The 16,991-nt window shown below is 70.4% G+C and carries 20 protein-coding genes and 2 tRNA genes; 3 read left to right on the top strand and 19 right to left on the bottom strand.

All coding sequences use genetic code 11. The features are described from left to right. The first annotated feature begins 70 nt into the window (after positions 1–70). Positions 71–931, top strand: coding sequence for a hypothetical protein (locus P0592_RS17210; RefSeq protein ID WP_276272140.1), 861 nt, complete (start codon positions 71–73; stop codon positions 929–931). 16 nt (positions 932–947) lie between these two features. Here P0592_RS17210 and P0592_RS17205 read toward each other — a convergent pair whose 3' ends face one another. From P0592_RS17205 to P0592_RS17195, 3 genes are all read right to left on the bottom strand, one after another. Further along, positions 948–1,232, bottom strand: coding sequence for a DNA-directed RNA polymerase subunit L (locus tag P0592_RS17205; protein WP_276272139.1), 285 nt, complete (start codon positions 1,230–1,232; stop codon positions 948–950). 543 nt (positions 1,233–1,775) lie between these two features. Beyond that, the gene (locus P0592_RS17200; RefSeq protein ID WP_276272138.1) at positions 1,776–2,051 is read right to left on the bottom strand and encodes a DUF7410 domain-containing protein; all 276 of its coding nucleotides are present in this window, start codon (positions 2,049–2,051) and stop codon (positions 1,776–1,778) included. Then, positions 2,048–3,391, bottom strand: coding sequence for a hypothetical protein (locus P0592_RS17195; RefSeq protein ID WP_419181140.1), 1,344 nt, complete (start codon positions 3,389–3,391; stop codon positions 2,048–2,050). Before P0592_RS17195 ends, P0592_RS17200 begins: the two co-directional genes overlap by 4 nt. Before the next feature lie 274 nt (positions 3,392–3,665). On the opposite strand from P0592_RS17195, the gene P0592_RS17190 reads away from it, so the two are divergent. Continuing rightward, positions 3,666–4,157 (top strand): DUF7529 family protein, encoded by a 492-nt coding sequence (locus P0592_RS17190; RefSeq protein ID WP_276272136.1) that lies wholly within the window; start codon positions 3,666–3,668, stop codon positions 4,155–4,157. A gap of 42 nt (positions 4,158–4,199) precedes the next feature. Here P0592_RS17190 and P0592_RS17185 read toward each other — a convergent pair whose 3' ends face one another. The 10 genes from P0592_RS17185 to P0592_RS17140 form a co-directional block, all read right to left on the bottom strand. Beyond that, positions 4,200–4,952, bottom strand: a complete 753-nt coding sequence (locus P0592_RS17185; protein ID WP_276272135.1) for a hypothetical protein — start codon at positions 4,950–4,952, stop codon at positions 4,200–4,202. Between the two features lie 87 nt (positions 4,953–5,039). Then, positions 5,040–5,113: transfer RNA gene (locus tag P0592_RS17180), tRNA-Thr, on the bottom strand. A 30-nt stretch (positions 5,114–5,143) separates the two neighbouring features. Beyond that, entirely contained in the window at positions 5,144–5,611 is a 468-nt protein-coding gene (locus P0592_RS17175) for a GNAT family N-acetyltransferase (RefSeq protein ID WP_276272134.1), read from the bottom strand. Between the two features lie 40 nt (positions 5,612–5,651). After that, complete coding sequence (locus P0592_RS17170; RefSeq protein WP_276272133.1) at positions 5,652–6,230, bottom strand: CBS domain-containing protein; 579 nt, start codon at positions 6,228–6,230, stop codon at positions 5,652–5,654. An 82-nt stretch (positions 6,231–6,312) separates the two neighbouring features. Further along, on the bottom strand, positions 6,313–7,074 hold the full coding sequence (locus P0592_RS17165) for a GTP cyclohydrolase III (protein ID WP_276272132.1): 762 nt from the start codon (positions 7,072–7,074) through the stop codon (positions 6,313–6,315). A 48-nt stretch (positions 7,075–7,122) separates the two neighbouring features. Further along, on the bottom strand, positions 7,123–7,452 hold the full coding sequence (locus P0592_RS17160) for a DUF7344 domain-containing protein (protein WP_276272131.1): 330 nt from the start codon (positions 7,450–7,452) through the stop codon (positions 7,123–7,125). Between the two features lie 66 nt (positions 7,453–7,518). Next, a complete protein-coding gene (locus P0592_RS17155; RefSeq protein WP_276272130.1) occupies positions 7,519–7,818 on the bottom strand; it encodes a DUF5785 family protein in 300 nt (99 codons plus the stop codon). A gap of 48 nt (positions 7,819–7,866) precedes the next feature. Continuing rightward, positions 7,867–9,267, bottom strand: a complete 1,401-nt coding sequence (locus P0592_RS17150) for a PGF-pre-PGF domain-containing protein (protein WP_276272129.1) — start codon at positions 9,265–9,267, stop codon at positions 7,867–7,869. 225 nt (positions 9,268–9,492) lie between these two features. Beyond that, positions 9,493–9,576, bottom strand: a tRNA-Ser gene (locus P0592_RS17145). A gap of 40 nt (positions 9,577–9,616) precedes the next feature. Further along, positions 9,617–10,357 carry a hypothetical protein gene (locus tag P0592_RS17140; RefSeq protein ID WP_276272128.1) on the bottom strand — a complete coding sequence of 247 codons (741 nt, stop codon included), beginning with the start codon at positions 10,355–10,357 and terminating at the stop codon, positions 9,617–9,619. Between the two features lie 101 nt (positions 10,358–10,458). Here P0592_RS17140 and P0592_RS17135 point away from each other — a divergent pair, with 101 nt between their 5' ends. After that, positions 10,459–11,004, top strand: coding sequence for a hypothetical protein (locus P0592_RS17135; protein WP_276272127.1), 546 nt, complete (start codon positions 10,459–10,461; stop codon positions 11,002–11,004). Positions 11,005–11,025: 21 nt separating this feature from the next. Here P0592_RS17135 and P0592_RS17130 read toward each other — a convergent pair whose 3' ends face one another. From P0592_RS17130 to P0592_RS17105, 6 genes are all read right to left on the bottom strand, one after another. Then, positions 11,026–11,652 carry a uracil-DNA glycosylase gene (locus P0592_RS17130; protein ID WP_276272126.1) on the bottom strand — a complete coding sequence of 209 codons (627 nt, stop codon included), beginning with the start codon at positions 11,650–11,652 and terminating at the stop codon, positions 11,026–11,028. Position 11,653: 1 nt separating this feature from the next. Next, the gene (gene aroC, locus P0592_RS17125) at positions 11,654–12,853 is read right to left on the bottom strand and encodes a chorismate synthase (protein WP_276272125.1); all 1,200 of its coding nucleotides are present in this window, start codon (positions 12,851–12,853) and stop codon (positions 11,654–11,656) included. A gap of 84 nt (positions 12,854–12,937) precedes the next feature. Then, on the bottom strand, positions 12,938–14,218 hold the full coding sequence (gene aroA, locus P0592_RS17120) for a 3-phosphoshikimate 1-carboxyvinyltransferase (protein ID WP_276272124.1): 1,281 nt from the start codon (positions 14,216–14,218) through the stop codon (positions 12,938–12,940). Between the two features lie 71 nt (positions 14,219–14,289). Beyond that, on the bottom strand, positions 14,290–14,718 hold the full coding sequence (locus tag P0592_RS17115; protein ID WP_276272123.1) for a DUF6069 family protein: 429 nt from the start codon (positions 14,716–14,718) through the stop codon (positions 14,290–14,292). A 225-nt stretch (positions 14,719–14,943) separates the two neighbouring features. Continuing rightward, positions 14,944–15,873 carry an ABC transporter permease gene (locus tag P0592_RS17110; RefSeq protein ID WP_276272122.1) on the bottom strand — a complete coding sequence of 310 codons (930 nt, stop codon included), beginning with the start codon at positions 15,871–15,873 and terminating at the stop codon, positions 14,944–14,946. Beyond that, positions 15,870–16,883 carry an ABC transporter ATP-binding protein gene (locus tag P0592_RS17105; protein ID WP_276272121.1) on the bottom strand — a complete coding sequence of 338 codons (1,014 nt, stop codon included), beginning with the start codon at positions 16,881–16,883 and terminating at the stop codon, positions 15,870–15,872. Before P0592_RS17105 ends, P0592_RS17110 begins: the two co-directional genes overlap by 4 nt. Positions 16,884–16,991: the final 108 nt, after the last annotated feature.

Below are 16,991 nucleotides of genomic sequence, written 5' to 3'. Positions count from 1 at the left end.
TCGGCGCAAGCACGGCCACGCCCGTCCGCCCTCCGGGCTACCTTTGTACCGTGGCCTCCTAGAGTCGCCGATGAAATGGCGGTGCGAGTGGTGTGGGAAGCCCCACGAGGAGGACGACCCGCCCTGTGACAACTGCGGCCACGGCACCTTCGAGAAGGCCGTCCAGCCGGTCGGCCCGGAGTCGACCGACGACGACGTCCAGCCCGGCGGCTCCGTCTGGGTGTGCCAGGACTGTGGCCGCCAGCACCAGCGCAACTCCCCGCCCTGCAACCGGTGTGGGAGCGCCGACCTGGTCCGCGAACCCGTCGCCGACTCGGACCCGCTGGCCGACATCGAGACGAGCTGGCGGGACGTGATCGAACCGAAGTACGTCGCCGGCTACGCCGTCGTCGCGGTGCTGCTCGGCGTCATCGCCCTCGGCGGGCTCGGGATCGTGCCGCTGCCGGGCTTCGACACCGGTGCCAGCGGGTCACCGCCCGCGGTCCCCGCGGCCCCGGGCGAGGCCGACACCGCGGCGGGCCTCTCGCTGTCGGCCGTCGAGGACGCATACGTCGACGCGCTCAACGAGCAGCGGGCACGCGCCGGTGCCGGCGAGCTGACCCGCGACGCCGCGACCGACGAGGCCGCCGCCTACTACAACAAGGCGGTTGTCGAAGCGAGGGCCGGCGACGGGCCCGGCCCCGAGCGGGAGGCGTTCTCGCGGTTCGACCTCGCCTGCGAACGGCCCGCCGTGATGGCCTACCGCGTCGACTACGACCGCGTCGGGCAGTCGCTGGACGGCTTCGACAGTGAGCCGGCGCTTGCGCAGTCGCTGGTCGACAGCTACGCGATCCGGGGCATCCCCTACCGGAGTTCGGAGGCCGGCACCGTCGGCGTCGACGTCCACGTCGCGCCGGACGGCACCGTGTTCGTCACGCACGTGGTCTGCTGAGCAGCGAAAAGCCGGTCTACGCGGCCGCCTCGAACGCGTCGGTGAACGCGTCGGTCTTCTCGATGACACGGTCCGTGCCGTCCTGGAGGGCGTCGAGCGCGTCGACGTCCTCCTCGGTCTTGATCGTCAGCACCGGGTCGGTCTGTCCCCCGGACTGCTCGGGGTTGACGTCGTAGGTCGCCGCCTCGACGCCCTCGGTCTCCAGCAGCGCGCCCTTGATGACGTTCATGAACGTGTGGTCCTCGCCCGCGATCTCGATAGAGAGCTCGGTGTCGGACTTGTCGATGACGCGAAGGTCCATACCGATGTGTTCCGCCGTTGTGACCCATCAACGTGTCGCTTCGCCCTAGTCGCTCTCGCAGGCTCGGGCGCTCGAAGATCGGCCGACCAGTGACCCAGTTCGATCGCTGCCGCCGACCAGCGACGGAAGCCCTCGGCCGGGTCCGGGGCGCGCGACGAAACGCGCTCCCGGCTACCGTGGGTTCTACCACATCTGCAGCGGCCAGGACGCGTGTCGCTCGCGGACGCGAGCGACCGGGGAGGCGTGGGGACACACCCGCGAGCGCGCTCCGTCGCGCTCGCACCCGCGGCCTGGCGGACTGGAAGGGCGAACCGGGTCGCGGCGGGTGCGCGGGCACTATCCGAGCGGAACGCAGTGGAGCGAGGATATCCCGCACACCCGCCGCGAGCGGGTGAGGGCTTCCGAGTGGATGCCAGTGGTGTCGCTGTTGCTGACTACGGATAGCCACCGCGAGCGGGTGAGGGCTTCCGGGAGGTCGTCGAGGACGCCGTTTCCACTCGTGCCTGCGACCGAGAGCGAGCGGGTCCGGAATCTATCGACGGGTCAGACGAGCGCGTACACCATCAGCAGGAAGAAGTAGATCAGCACCAAGGCCCCGAGCGCCCGCAGGCGGAAGCTCCCGATCGCTTCCTCCTCGGCGGCGTGGGCCTCGCGGAACGCCGCGACCTCGTTGTCGTCCAGTTCGGCCGGATGGGTCTGACCGCGGTGCAGCGCCAGCAGGTCCTCGCGGGCGAACGGGCGGCCGCAGTACGCACACTCGAACGCCGGCTCGTCGTCGCCGGGGGCGTCGTACTCGTGGCCGGTGGTCGACTGGCTCATAGGTGCGGGAGCGGCACCTCCGGGCGGGAGACGACCCACAGGCTGGTCATCGTGTAGAACACCATCACGGCGATGAAGGGGTACTGCGAGCGGATGGCCTGCAGCCGGCCGGGGAACAGGTCGTAGGCGGCGGTGTGGGCGGCCCAGATGGCGACCAGGTGGCCGACGACGACCGCCGCGATGGCGACGCCGCCGAACCAGGCCGGGAGCCGGTAGAACGGGATCGTGGCGGGAGCGATCAGCGGCGAGGCGGTCGCGGCGACGAGCGTCGGCGCGAGCGCGAGGAAGTAGCCGACGTAGTGGGCGAAGTGGTAGCCGGCGGCGATCGCGAGCAGCGGCGGCGCGAACCGCTCGGCCAGCGTCGCCTCCGAGAGGTAGGTCTCGGCCGTCGCTTTGCTCGTCCGGACCGCGAGCCGGTAGACGCCGAGGAAGAGCCCGAAGCCCAGCAGCAGCGCGACGGGGTAGAGGACGTGGGCGGGCAGCCCCGCTTCGACCAGCGGCGTCGTCAGGTCCCGCCAGGCCGGCGTCGTCACCAGCCCGTCGTAGGTGGTCACCCACAGGAGCGCGACGACGAAGGCGACCTCGTCGGGCCCGTCGACGAGCCGCGGCGTCGAGAGGTCCATCCCGGGCAGGCGGAGGCGCAGGCCCGACTCGTCGCGGCCGATCGGCGCGACCCGGCCGTAGTAGCGGAACACCCGCTCGACGGGGTCGGCCTCGGCGAACCACGCCTCGCGGCCGAAGACGACCGCGCCCGCGAGCGTCACGACGGAGTAGCCCAGCACGGCGGTCGCGAGCAGCGGGGCGTCGTCGGCAAGCGGGCTGACGACTTCGAGCCAGACCAGTGCGAGCAGGCCGACGACGCCGGGCCACGCGCCCAGCCCGTCGGGATAGGGGCGGTCCAGCGACGGGAGCACGCCGGCGATCGTCGTCAGGGGGTTGAGGACGGTCCAGCTGTTGCCAAGCAGATACATCGACATCGCCAGCCCGGCCCACCAGCCGACCCAGACGAGGAGGATCGCGAGGTTGGCACGGGGCGTCGGCGGGCCGTAGAAGCCGACGACCAGGACGGTCGCGAACCCGACGAGTCCGACGGCCTGACCGAGCAGCCGCGGGACCCGCGTGCCGCTGTCGACGAGCGGGCGGCCCCAGCGGTGGACGCGACGGACGAACGAGCGGTCGGTGACGAACGAGGCCAGCAGGAAAGAGGCCCCGACGGCGGCCCCGCCGGTCGCGAGGAACAGCCACGTCGGGATGACCAGCGGCTCCCGGCCGCCGGCGGCGAGGCTCCCGCCGTGTGCGCTCGCGGTCCCGACGGCCAGCAGTCCCGCGCTGGCGACCAGTGCGCCGAGGAGGGCTCGCACCTGCCTCGAACGGTGTCCACACCGTGTCATCGTCGGCGTTAGGACCCTCCCGTCCCTGTACCTTCCGACATCCGCGCAGGCCGGGTCGACCGGTCACCGACCCGCGCGTTCGCTCCCCGCCGCCCCGGACCGGCGACCGGAGGGACCACGTCCCCGGTCGCGTGCGACGACGCCAACTCGGAGGTCGTGTCGAACCGGCCGCCGCGTCCGGAGAGCACGAAAGCTTTTGCGGGTGGCTGGCCGTGGCCAAGGTATGCCCACCGACCCAGACCCGACCGGCGAGCCCGACAACCCCGCGGCCGACGTAATGCCGTACTGGGACCAGGTGGTCGAGGACATGGCCGCGACGGCCGACGAGTACCGGGACCGCGACTGGACGGCACGGGAGATCCACCCCGGCGACGTCGCGGTGCGGACCGGCGACGTCGAGCGGACCGGGATCGAACTGCTCGCGCCGGACAACGAGTTCGACCCGGTCGCCGCGGCGTTCGACCGTGCCGGCGGGTTCGGACGCGCGGAGGTGTTCCGAGCCGATACCGGCGGGACGATCTACGCCGTGGTCGCGCTCGAAGACCCCGAGACGGAGACGGCGGTCCTGGTGCCGCTGTACTTCAGCCCCGGCGAGCACGAGGAGTTCGTCGAGGCCGCCCGGGCGGAGGGGGAGATCCGCGTCCACGTCCGACCGCTCGACGAGCGGCGCGTCCTCACGTTCACGATCGACGACCCCGAGCAGGTGCTCCCGTAGCCCGCGCGAGAGCCGTCCCGGGGCGACCACGGGGCCGACGGTTCAGACCCGCCCGGCGACCGGTCCGAGGTTCAGCGCGAGCCCGATCAGCAGGACGATCGTCCCGGCGACGAGGTTCGTGACGGTCCCGCCGAACACGACGGCCGGCGACCCCGCGGCCGCGAGGACGACGTAGCCGACGCCGACGACCGAGAGCGCGAGGCCGACGAGGCCGACGAGTATCGTCCCCGCCGGTCCGAACTGCCCGCCCGTGCGGTGCTCGTGTTCGTCGAGCGCGTCGTGCATCGTCTCCGTGACCCGCTCGGTGAGGCCCTCGACTTGCCCGTCGATGTAGGTGTGCAGCGTCTCCTCGTGGTCGCCCAGTTTCGCCGCTCGCTCGGCCAGCTGTTCCTCCTGTTCCTCGATCTCGGTCGCGCGCTCGTCGAGCGTCTCGGCCCGCTGTCGGAGCGTCACTTCCCGCTCGTCGAGGGCGTCCCGCCGGTCTTCGAGCTCGCGCTCGCGCTCGTCGAGCCGTTGCTCGCGCTGGTCCAGGTTCCGCTCGCGCTGGTCGAGTTCTTCGCTGCGGCTGTCGAGCCCCATCTCGCGCTCGTCGAGGCGGCGCTGCATCTTCGCGAACTCCCGCTGGCGCTCGGTCGGCGTGTCGGGAGCGTCGGTCTCCTCGTCCGCCTCCGTGACCGCCTCGTCACCGACCACCGAGGCCGCTACCGGCTCGCCGCTCTCCTCGTCGGTGGCGTCGCCGTCGGGCGGGTCTCCCTCTCGTTCGCCGTCCGCCTCCGGATCTGTCCCGTCTGACATCTGTGTTCACCTCGCGGGTGCAACGGCGAATAGACGGTTAGTTTGCCGGGGCCTACCGGTCCGAACGCGGTGACGGGCGGCGAGAAGAGCCAGGGGTGGGATTTGAACCCACGAACTCTCGATTACAAGTCGAGTGCTTGGACCACCCAAGCTCCCCTGGCGCTCGCGTCCGGTCGTTGCGGGGGGACCGTTTAGAGCGTATCGCTTTCGGTCGGCTTCGTCAGCTCCACGCGGTGGAGTTCGTACCCGTGGTCGGCGTAGAACGACCGGGCCGCCTCGTTGTCGGCCATCGCTTCGAGCGCGACGGTGTCGGCTCCGGACTCGGCGAGGTGTCGCTCGGCCGCCCGGAGGAGCGCGCCTCCGACCCCCTCGCGGCGGTGCTCGGGGACGACGTAGATGTTCTCGACGAGCCCTCGGGTCAGGGCCTGCTCGTACCGGCCCTGCTCGATGGTGGCCATGACGAACCCGATCGTCTCACCGCTCTCGTCGGCGAGCAGCAGGTCGTCGGCGACGATGCGCTGGAAGACCGCCTCCCGGATCGCGTCGCGGTTGGCCTCCGCCAGTAACTGCGATCCGTGGGCGCGCTGGTCGCGCGCGAGAGCGACCCAGAGGTCGACGACCCTGTCGGCGTCGTCGGAGGAAGCGGTGGTGATCTCCACGCTCGCGGTTGGCGGTCCGCCGGCAAAACAGTTGCCCGGGTCAGACGTCCCGACAGTCCACACAGAGCAGCTGTCCGTTGAACGAGGCGAGGTCGCGGGTGAGCGTCCCGCAGGCCGAGCAGATGCCCTGGTCCTCGAAGGTGTCGTCGACGGCCGTCGCCGTCCCGTCGGCCGCGGCCGACTGTGTCGCGGCCACCCGTCGCTCGTCGTCGTCGGCGACGTCGACGGTCGCCTCGCTCTCCAGTCGCGCCGACGAGAGGATGTCGCCCTCCGTCAGCGTCCCCAGCGGTTCGCCCTCCTCGGCGACGAGGACCCAGTCCGTCGACCAGGCGGCCATCCGGTCGCGAGCCTCCGGGAGTCTGATCGCCGGCGCGACCGTCGGGACCGACTCCGTCATCGCGTCCTCGACTGTCGCCGAGGCGGGATCCCCGTCCGAGACCAGATACCCCAGGATGTCCCGCTGAGAGACCACGCCGACCGGGTCGTTGCCCCGGAGGACCAGCGCCGTCGACTCGTCCTCGCGGACGAGCAGTTCCGTCGTCTCCAGCAGGTCGTCGGACTCGCTGACCCCGACGTACTCCCGGTTCATCACCTCCCGCACCGATACCGGCTCGTTCATACGTGAACGTACCACACGACCAGTCTAAAAGATACCTACACCACGCTTATGAGGTACGATAGCGTAGTCGAAGAACTGCCGCTCACTCGTGGACGGTGACGGTGTCCCCCGTCGCCCGGCACGACTCCAGTGCGTGTTTGGCGTCCATCCCCGCGTCGGCCGCCGTCCGCCCTCGACCGACGCCGACCTTCAGTTCGACGTCGACGGACTCCCGGACGTGCTCGACGGCGTCGTGGTAGGCGTCGGCGTCCAGCGACGGGCAGACCGCGATGACGTTGTCGCCGCCGACGAAGAAGGAGAGGGAGTCGTGGGCCTCGCGCATGTACTTCATCAGCGCGGCGTACCCCTGCTCGATCTGGATGAACGTGTCGAACTCGTTGAGTTCGTCGGTGTACTTCCCGGTCGCGTCGTCGACGTCGAAGTGCGCCAACTGGACGTCGGTGTCGGTCCGGAACTCCTCGTCGATGGTCTGCCCGCGGAGCACCTCGCGTCGGCCCTCGTCCTGGGCGCTGCCGGCCGCCTGAAGCTGGTCGGTGGCGGTGCCCAGCGCCGACGCGGGCGTGGTACCGGTCGCGACCGAGAGGCTCATCGTCACCGGGTAGCGGTTGCCGACGGACTTCTGGATCAGCGCGTGATCGCGCTCGTCGAGCCCGTTCGTGACGGCGATCATGTTGTCGAACCGCGAGAAGAAGACGTAGCCGTCGCGGTTGCCGAACAGCTGTGCGAGGTCGGCGTACAGTCGCGACTGCAGCGTCTGGAGGTCGACCTCTCGCCGCGGCTCCGGCGTCACCGTCCACGGCCCGTAGTTGTCGATCTGAACGTGGGTGACCTGCGTGTTCGTCACTGTTGCCCGACGTTGTGCTGCCGGGGCTATCGGTCTGTCGGAATCCGATCAGGCCCGTCCGCGTCCGACGATGCCCTGGCGCTGTAGCTCGACGGTCCCGGTCATCGAGTCGTACGTGACGACGCCGGTCGCGGTCAGCTTCGGGACGTGTTCGGTGTACAGTTCCTCGCGCATCGCCTCGCGGTCCGCCGTCGAGACCTCGGACTCGGCGCAGTCGTCGCGGGCGGCCACCACGGCCGCGGCGAGGTCGTCGACGACCATCGCACCCCGGTCGGCGAGGATCGACAGTGCGATCCGACGCTCGTCCGCGTCCAGCAGGTCGCTGACGACCGCGTCCGGTAGTCCCCCCGTCGTGTCGTTCGAGCCTCGCGTGGCCATACGCGCACGTACAACAGCCCCCTACAAGTATGTGTCGCGTCCCCACACCACACGCCGCGTGCGGAGCTACGCGTGTTCGAGGCGGTACGGCCAGAGGTCGGCCTCGCGCAGCGCCCGCCCGAGGGCCTTGTGGAACTCGGGGAAGTCGGCGAACTCCGCCTCGTCGACGTGCTCGAAGATCTCCTCGACGCTGACGACCGTCTCGTAGTCGATCCGGATCGGGTGGTCGCCGTACTGCTCGACGTACTCCTCGGCGGTCAGCGGGAAGTCCTCGTCCTCGTCGACCTTCTTCGCGAGGACGGCGTGTCCGTACTTCCGCCGGCCCTCGCTCCCTTCCTCACCGTCTGGGTCGTGCGGCCAGTCCATACCCGACCGTGAGACCAGCACCGGGAAAAGAATTGCTCTCCGCGCCGGTCAGAGGCGCTCGAACCCGCCGGTCCCGCCGCCGTCGCCCGAGCTGCCACCGGGACCGCCGCCGCCCCGCCGCAACAGCACCACGACGAGGAGGAAGACGACCAGTGCCGCCCCGACGCCGCCGGCGAGATACAGCGTGTCGATCCCGAGGACCGTCGAGGGGATCCCCCCCGGGAGGTCGCCGGTGTCGTCCGGCGGCCCGGCCGTGGTCGCCGTCGACGGGGCCGTCGTCCGCTCCGTCGCCGTCGCGGCCCCATCGTCGCTCCCGTTCCGGACCTGACTCTCGCTGATGATGAGCGTCCCGACGTCTCGGTCGTTGAGTCGGACACGGTATCTGTCGGATTCGGTCACGTCGTACCAGAGACTGACCGACCTCGACTCGTTGGCCGGGACCGTCACTGTCGTCGTGTTGACCGTCTCGCCGTTGACGATCATGTCCGCCTCGTACTGCCCGGCGATGGCCCCGTCGTTCGCGATCGTCCCGTCGAGGAGGATCCGCTGGCCGGCCGCCGAGTTCTCCGAGTTGAACGTCGCGTTCGTGATCTCGAACCGCGGCTCGAAGCGACCCACGGCGAACGTCGAGAACGTGTCCGCCCGCGCCTCGATGACGACGGACTCGGCCCGCTCGGTCACGACGCTCGTGTTCAACTGTTCCCAGGTCGAGCCGTTCCGGTGATAGATGCCGACCGTCTCGGCGGTCAGTCCCCCGTCTCGCAACCGGCCGCGGTCGATCGCGATCTGCATCGTCACCGCGTCGACCCCCTCGGTCGACCCGGTGGTCACCACCCCGAGAACCGTCGCGGAATCAGACGGCACGTCGACGTCGGCGGCCGCCGCACTGTCGTACGTGACCACCCGCTGAACGAACTGGTCCCGTTGTGCCACCAGGGTCCAGTTCTCGACGGCGATCGTCTGGTTCGCGGTCGGGAACGCGAGCCGGTACGGCTCCCCGACCGGGGCGTCCCCGGCCCGGACTTCGACCTCCTGTCTGTCGCCGGTGTCGTTCAGCTCGGTCGCCGTCACGCGGTCCACTCGCACGACGCCGGCCGTCCGGTCGTTCACGTTGATCCTGTACGTTCCAACGGTGTCGAAGCTCACGTTTCGGGTCACGACGGTCCGCTCACCCGCCTCGACGACGACCCGCTTCGAGGCGAACCTGGACCCGTTTCGTTTGAACGTCATCGTGTACCCCCCGGAGTCGTTGCCGAGGTTCTCCGCGACGCCGGTGACGGTGACGGTCTGACCGACGGCGACCGTCGTGTCGCTGACCCTCGCGTTCGCGAGGTAGATACTCGGCTGGGCTGCGGCTACCGGGACCGCCGTCGCTATCAGGAGGAGGGCTATCGCGACCGTCGCGACGCGTCGCAGTGTCTCGTTCGAGGACCGTTTCACTCGCAGCATCGGGTGAATCTGCCCCACCCAGCGGCTTAAAACCGCCCGGTAACCGCTGGTCGATCGGCGGCGCTCCGTCGGTGCCGCCGTGCTCGGAGCGAGGTACGGTGGGGCTGGGATTTGGACCAGAGGAAGACGGCTCCGCTCGGTCGCTCCCGCTCCCTGCGCGGGCTGCGACTTCCAGGGGTTCAGATTCAGTCACACCGTTCCTGCTCACTGTCGTTCGCAGAGGAGCGGTGGGGCTGGGATTTGAACCCAGGAATCCTCTCGGATACCTGCTCTCAAGGCAGGCGCAATAGGCCGCTCTGCCACCCCACCTCGGACTGCGATAGCGGACGGCTCCTCTAAGGACTGTCGATTACTCCCGGAGGAGTTCGAGTCCGTCGTCGGTCCCCCGGACGCGCAGCCCGAGTTCCTCGACGAGCGTGGTGGTCCGCGGCGGAACGACGCGGTCCGCGCGGTGGCGGGCGCGGAGCAGCGGGACGACCGTCCGGAGGTCGGCCGTGGTCTCGACGACCGGGACCGACGGGAGGAAGTCGACGGCCAGGTCGGCGTCGGTCGCCCGCTCGGTGAGCGTCTCGACGGTCGGCGGCGCGTAGGCGTCTTCGAAGTGGATCGGCTCGGCGAAGCCGGCGTAGTACACCCGCCCGTCGCCGGCGGGGCCGAGCACGACCTCGCTGGAGCGGAGCTTCATCGCGGCGCTGTCGATCTGCTGGCGGGCGAGCAGGCCCGACGCGGGCGTGACCGCGGCGGCGGTCTGGACCCCCTCGCGTTCCAGCAGGTGGGTGACGGTGTTGCCGACGCGGGCGGCGTGCGTGGAGCCGACCTGCACCTCGTAGCGGGCGTCGTCGGGGTCGTGCAGCGCCTCCGACAGCGGCTCCCGGAGGGCGGTCTCGGGGTCGACGCCGTCGGGGACCTGCTCGGGGGGCCGGTAGTTCACGAGCAGGTCCGCGCCGCTGGCCTCGACGGCGCGACACACGTCGCACAGCATCGCCGTGTAGAGCGCGGTCGCCTCTGCCTCGTCCAGTACGTCCCCGCGGAGGCCGGACGCCACGGCCCCCTCGACCGGCGGGTCCGCGAGCACTGCGACGGTTGTCATATCGCCCTCTCCGAGGGTCTGCGGTTAGTCGTTTCCGTTCTCGCGTCGCGACGGCGAGGCCTAGATTTATACCAGAAAGAGTCAAACTACTAACCACTCAGATGCAAACTCGTGACCGCACTGAGGGGAGGGGGGAGCGGACGACGACCTACGAGTGCGGGGGGTGCGGGGTCGAGTACCGGGTCGTCGGCGACGAGCAGCCCGTCGTCGTCTGCCCCGATTGTGGCGTCAGAGCGACGCTCACGGGGGACGCCGGCGCGCGGCGGGAGTACACCGTCGGCCGCGCGAAGTACCGCGAGGGACGCCGCCGACTGAGTGTGGCACTCGCCGCGTACGAGGACGGGGACCAGCCGCTCGCACGCGGCGACTTCGACGACGCCGCCGGCGACTTCGAGGAGGCCGTCGACCACTTTACGACGGCCGTTCGCCGGGCCGAGAGCCGGGCGGTCGGGATGCACTGCGACACGGCCCGGAAGAAGGCGACCTGTCTCTGGCAGGCCGCGCAGTGGCTCAGCGGCGCGTCGTGGGCTCGCGAACGTGGTGACGAGACCCGCGCGGCGGAGTTCCAGCACGACGCCCGGAACCGGCTGCAGGCGGCCGCGCGGTACGAGGACCCGCCGGAGCCGGACGCTCTCGGCGAGTCGTGACCGGTCGGCTGGCTGCCGGCGCTATCGGCCGCGCCGGCCCTTCGTCTGTCGGTAGTCCTGGCCCAGCACGTCGCTGAAGTGTTCGAGGAAGGCCGTCCGCTCCGCGTCGGTCTGTTCGGCGGGCGGGATCATCGGGAGGATCTCGAAGCCACGGCCCCGGATCGTCGTCGCGTGGCGCTCCCCGATGTCCAGCTCGTCGCGGCTCAGCGTGGTGTACTCGAAGGCCAGCTCTTCGAGGGGCCGCTGGCCGACCGGCAACAGCAGCTCTGGGTTGATCATCCGGACCTCGCTGTTGAGGTACGGCTCGCAGGTCCGGACCTCCTCGTCGGTTGCCGGGCGCTCGGGGTGGCGACAGCGCGTGATGTAGGTCAGGAACGTCTGTGCCAGCTCGGGCTCGGCGGCGTCGGGGTCTTCACAGAGGTCGACGGCGGCGAGGACGTCGAGCAGTCCTCGCTCGTCCTCGCCGGTGAACGGGACGCCGGACGCGTCGGCTCCTCGGCTCGGCGAGTCCCCGATGACGACGAAGTCGGCTCCGACGTCGCCGTAGCCGTGGACGACGTTCTCGCGGGTCTCACACAGCTCGGGACAGTTCCGGCACTCCTCGTCCATCCCGTAGGGGTTCGCCTGGGACTCCTGTTCGGCGTCCATTCTAGTCCTCGTCGACGCTCTTGGCCTGGGTCGGCGCGTCCTCGGGGTCGTTCTGCGGACTCGACGGGTGGTAGTCGGTGTCGTACTCGCCGGGCCGGTCGTCGAGGCGGTCGGGGTTGATGCGGCCGCCGAGCAGCATGAAGTCCAGCACCGTGCAGTACAGCATCGCCTCGACGACGGGGACCGCCCGCGGCGGCAACACGGGGTCGTGGCGGCCGGTGACGGTGATCTCCTTCTCCTCGCCGGTCTCCCAGTCGACGGTGGTCTGGGTCTTCGGGATCGAGACCGGCGGGTGCCAGGTCACCTCGCCGTAGATCGGCTGGCCAGTCGTGATCCCGCCCTGGATGCCGCCGTGGTCGTTGCCCTCCGGCACCGGGTTCCCGTCGTCGTCGAACTCCCAGTCTTCGTTGTACTCGCTGCCCGCGGTCGTCCGGGCATCGCGGCCGATACCGTACTCGAAGTCGTTGACCGCGGGGATGGAGTACATCGCCTGCCCGAGTCGCGAGGGGAAGCTGTCGAACCGCGGTGCGCCCAGTCCCGGCGGGACGCCGCGACACTCGAAGTAGATGGCCCCGCCGATGGAGTCGCCCTCGGTCTGGTACCGGTCGGCCAGTTCGCGCATCTCCTCGGCGGCCTCGGGGTCGGCACAGCGGACCTCGTTCTCCTCGCTGTGTTCGAGCATATCTTCGAAGGTGACCGGGCCGGCCTCGACGTCCCCGATCTGGCAGACGTGGGCCTTGATCCGGACGTCGTAGTCCGACTGGGCCAGCACCTGCTTGGCGACGCCGCCGGCGGCGACCCAGTTCACCGTCTCCCGGGCCGACGAGCGACCGCCGCCGCCCCAGTTCCGGGTCCCGAACTTCGCCGAGTAGGTGTAGTCGCCGTGGCTGGGTCGGGGGGCCGTGATGAAGGGTTCGTACTTCCCGGAGCGGGCGTCCTTGTTCTGGATGACCATCCCGATGGGCGTCCCCGTGGTGTAGCCGTCCTGGACACCGGACTTGAGCGCCACCTTGTCGGGTTCGCCGCGCGAGGTGGTTATCATCGACTGGCCGGGCTTGCGCCGGTCGAGGTCCTGCTGGATCTCCGCCTCGGAGAGCTCGACGCCGGCGGGCACGCCCGAGACCGTACACCCCATCGCCTCCCCGTGGGACTCGCCGTAGGTCGTCATCCGGAAGAGACGACCGAACTCGTTGCCGTTCATTACCTGCGTGTCGGGGATGGGGGCATTTGAACCTTGTAGATGTTCGGGGGCGGGCAGCCGGGGCGGCCGACAGCGAGACGCCCCTCAGCGCAGCCGAACGCCCAGTCCCTCGAGTACGTCGAAGAAGTCCGGGAACGACACGTCGACGTGCTCGGCCCCCGTGACGGTGGTCTCGCCGTCGGCGACGAGCCCGGCGACGGCCAGCGACATCACGATCCGGTGGTCGGCGCGGCCGTCGACCGTCGCGCCCCGCAGCTCGCTCTCCTCGCCGTAGACGACGAGTTCGTCCTCTCGCTCCTCGACCTCGGCACCGAGCTTCGTGAGTTCCTCGGCCATCGCGCTCACCCGGTCGGTCTCCTTGTAGCGGACGTGCTCGGCGTCGGTGATACGGGTGACGCCGTCGGCGGCCGCGCCCAGCGTCGCGATGGTCGGCAGGAGGTCCGGCGTGTCCTCGACGCCGACCTCGACGCCCGAGAGGTCGGAGCGCCGGACCGTGATCTCGCCCGCCTCGCGGTCCCAGTCGAGGCCGGCCCCCATCCGCTCCAGGGTCTCGACGATGGCGGCGTCGCCCTGTGCGCTGGGGAACGCCGAGGTCACGGTCAGTTCGTCCTCGGTGGCCAGCGCGCCCGCGGCGAGCAGGTAGCTCATCGAGGAGAAGTCGCCGGGCACGTCGTACGCGTCGCCGGCGTCGTAGGTCTGGCCGCCCGCGACGCTGTAACCGTCGTCCGTCTGTTCGGCGTCGACCCCGAAGGCGTCGAGCACTTCGAGCGTGATGTCGACGTACGGCGAGGACTTCAGCCCGGTCGTCAGTTCGACGTCGATCCCCGCGTCGGTGACCGCGCCGGCCATCAGCAACGCGGTGACGTACTGCGAGGAGACGTCGCCGGGGATGGCGACGTGCCCCCCACCGACGTCGCCGCCGACGACCAGCGGGGCCTGACCGTTGGCCCGCGTGCTCTCGGCGCGGCCGCCCAGTTGCTCGATGGCGTCCAGCAGCGGCCCCTGGGGCCGCGAGCGAAGGGAGTCGTCGCCGGTCAGGACCGTCAGTCCCTCGCCCAGCGCGGCGGTCGCGGTCACCAGTCGCGTCGTCGTCCCGCTGTTGGCGCAGTCGATCACGTCGTCCGGCGTCTCGGGCCGGCCGTCGAAGCCCGTGACGGCGAGCGCGCTCTCGTCGCTGCGGTCGACGATGCCGCCGTAGGCCTCGACGGCCCGCATCGTCGCTCGCGTGTCGGCGCTCACGAGCGGGTTCCGGACGGTCGCGCCCTCCGAGTGGCCCGCCGCGAGGATAGCACGGTGCGTGTAGCTCTTCGACGGCGGGGCCTGTGCGGTCCCCGAGACCGTCGATTCGCCGATGGTGACGTCCATACCTCCGGCCTTGCGGCCGGGCGACAAGAGGCTACCGCTCTGTGCGAACTGGCCGCGAGCCCGGAGCCCGATCAGCGCCCGACGGCCCCGACGACGAACGCGACCAGCGGGACCGCGACGGCCACGTGGAGGGCCACGAGGACCGCCTGCCCCGTCGCCGTGACGCCCAGGGTCGGTGCGACGGCGACGACGGGCACCAGCATCCCGACGAAGACGACGCCGGCCAGCACCGTGAAGTTCCGCACCGGGCGGTCGGTGAACCGTACCAGGGCCGCGTAGGCGACGGCGGCACCCGTGCCGGCGACGACGGTCGACGCGACGATCGGCACGGCGGCGAACGGACTCGTCGCCCCGGTCACGCCGAGCGGGAGCGCGAGCGCCCCGGCGATACCGGCGACCAGCAGCGCCGCGACGGCCGCGACGAGGACGCCGAGCGCCGTCCGACGCGCGAGTTCGCCGCCCGTGGTAGCGATGGGGGATAGTGAAGTGATAGCTGCCATACGGGGACTACGTCGGCAGAGCTGATAAAGTAGTAACTGACCTACGGGTTCTCGCACGGGCCTCGCCCCGTGCTATCGGCACTCGAAGGCCGCCCGACGGCCTCGCTCGGTGCGAGCGCATAGTTTCGCCGGCACGGCCAGGTCGGCGACCAGCGCCCGACGGCTCCTCGGCCTGTCGTCATACGAGCGGTCGTCGGAGCAACGGTAAGGGGTCCGTCGGCGGTGTTACTGCACGTCCGCGCTGGACGCGCGCTGGAGCAGGTAGACGGCGACGCCCCCGAAGACGGTCCCGAGGGCCAGCAGGATCGCCACGGCCGGGACGACGGTGTTGAGCAGGTCCCCGACGCCGAGGAGGCCGCCGAAGTCGAGCCCGTAGTCGGTCACTTCGATGACGGTCATCACGTCTCGGCCCAGCATGATGGCCCGCGCGGCGTCGACGCCGTAGGTCACGGGGTTGAACCGGGCGACGACCTGGATCCACTCCGGCAGGACCGACAGCGGGAGGAAGGCCGTCGAGACGAACAGCAGCGGGAACTGGAGCAGGTTCGCGCCGATGATGGTCGACTCCTGGTCCTTCGTGACGACGGCGAGGGCGTTCGACAGCGCGGTGAACCACAGCGAGAAGAGGATCCCGACGGCGACGATCCCCGCTGCGCCCGTCAGTCCGGTCGCCACCTCCGCGCCCAGCAGCGTCCCGAGGCCGATGATGATGGCGATCTGTGCGCCGATGCGGACCAGTTCGGCGGCGGTCTTCCCGAGGAAGACGGCGGCCCGGTTCATCGGACTCACGAGCACCTTCTCGAACATCCCGTTCTCGATGTCGTTGACGAGGCCGACGCCGGAGGTGGTGGCGGCCGCCAGCGCCACCTGCATACAGATCGCGGGCACCAGATACGTCTCGTAGGAGATGTTCGCAGCGCCCTGATTGACCGCGCCGGTCGCCACCTGACCGAACACCTGCGTGAACAGGACGAGGAAGATGATCGGCTGGACGAGGGAGACGACCAGCACGAAGGGGTTGCGGACCGCCTTGATGTTCCACCGGACGAAGTTCACCCAGAAGTCCCCGAGGAAGGAGTTCCCGGACCGGGGCACCCGATCCGTCTCCGCCGCGGCATCTGCCGGCGGCGTCGAGTCGTCGCCCGGCGTGCTCACGGGTCGTCACCCCCGTCGACGGCGACGGTCTCGGTGGTCGGCCCCGGCTCTGCGCCCTCGACGTGGTCGCCGGTGATGGCGAGGAACACGTCGTCGAGCGTCGGCGCACGGACGTTGAACCCTGTGACGACGACGCCGGCGTCACGGAGCGCGACCAGCAGGTCCGTCCCCCGGGAGCGAGCGCGCTCGGAGGTGACCGTGATACCGCCGTCGGTCACTTCGACCGCGGCCTCGTCCTCGAAGAGGTCCCTCTCGCGGGCGACACGGGCGGCCTGCCGTCTGTCGTCCTCGTCGCCCTCGACGTCGACGTCGAGGATCTCGCCGCCGACCGTCCGCTTGAGTTCCGCGGGCGATCCCTCCGAGACGATCTCGCCGTCGAGGATGACCGAGAGCCTGTCACAGAGGGCATCGGCCTCCTCCAGGTACTGGGTCGTGAGGAAGATGGTCGTCCCGCGGTCGTTGATGCGCTCGAAGTAGTCCCAGAGGCGGTTGCGGGCCTTCGGGTCCAGCCCGGTCGTCGGTTCGTCGAGGAAGACCAGCGGCGGCCGGTGGACGAGCGCCGTCGCGGCGTCGAGGCGCTTTTTCATCCCGCCGGAGAAGTCGTCGGCGCGCTTGTCGGCCACGTCCGCGAGGTCGACGAGGTCCAGCAGTTCGTCGATGCGGTCGGCGCGGTCCCCCCGCGGGACGCCGTAGGCGTCACAGGCGAACCGGAGGTTCTCGCGGGCCGTCAGTTCCGGGTCGACGCTCGTCTCCTGGGCCATATAGCCGACCGTCTCGCGGACCGCTCGGCCCTCGGTCTCCACGTCGAAGCCGTTGACCCGGACGGTCCCGGCCGTCGGGCGCAGGAGCGACACCAGCATCTTGATCGTCGTCGTCTTGCCCGCGCCGTTGGGGCCGAGAAAGCCGAAGAACTCCCCCTCGGGTACCGTGAGGTCGATGCCACGCACGGCCCGGGTCCCGTCGGCGTAGGTGAGCTCGACGCCCTCGGCCACGATCGCGTCGTCGGTCACGGGCGGAGACAAGCGCGCCACCGACAAATACTGTCCCGTCCCGACTCCCTCGGTAACTACGACACCAGGTAGCCACGGCGCTCGGGCCTGTTCCGGCGGCTCCGCGCC

Origin of the sequence: Haloarcula litorea, assembly GCF_029338195.1 — an archaeon.
Taxonomy (GTDB): domain Archaea; phylum Halobacteriota; class Halobacteria; order Halobacteriales; family Haloarculaceae; genus Haloarcula; species Haloarcula litorea.
This window is presented reverse-complemented; position numbering and strand designations above follow the sequence as displayed.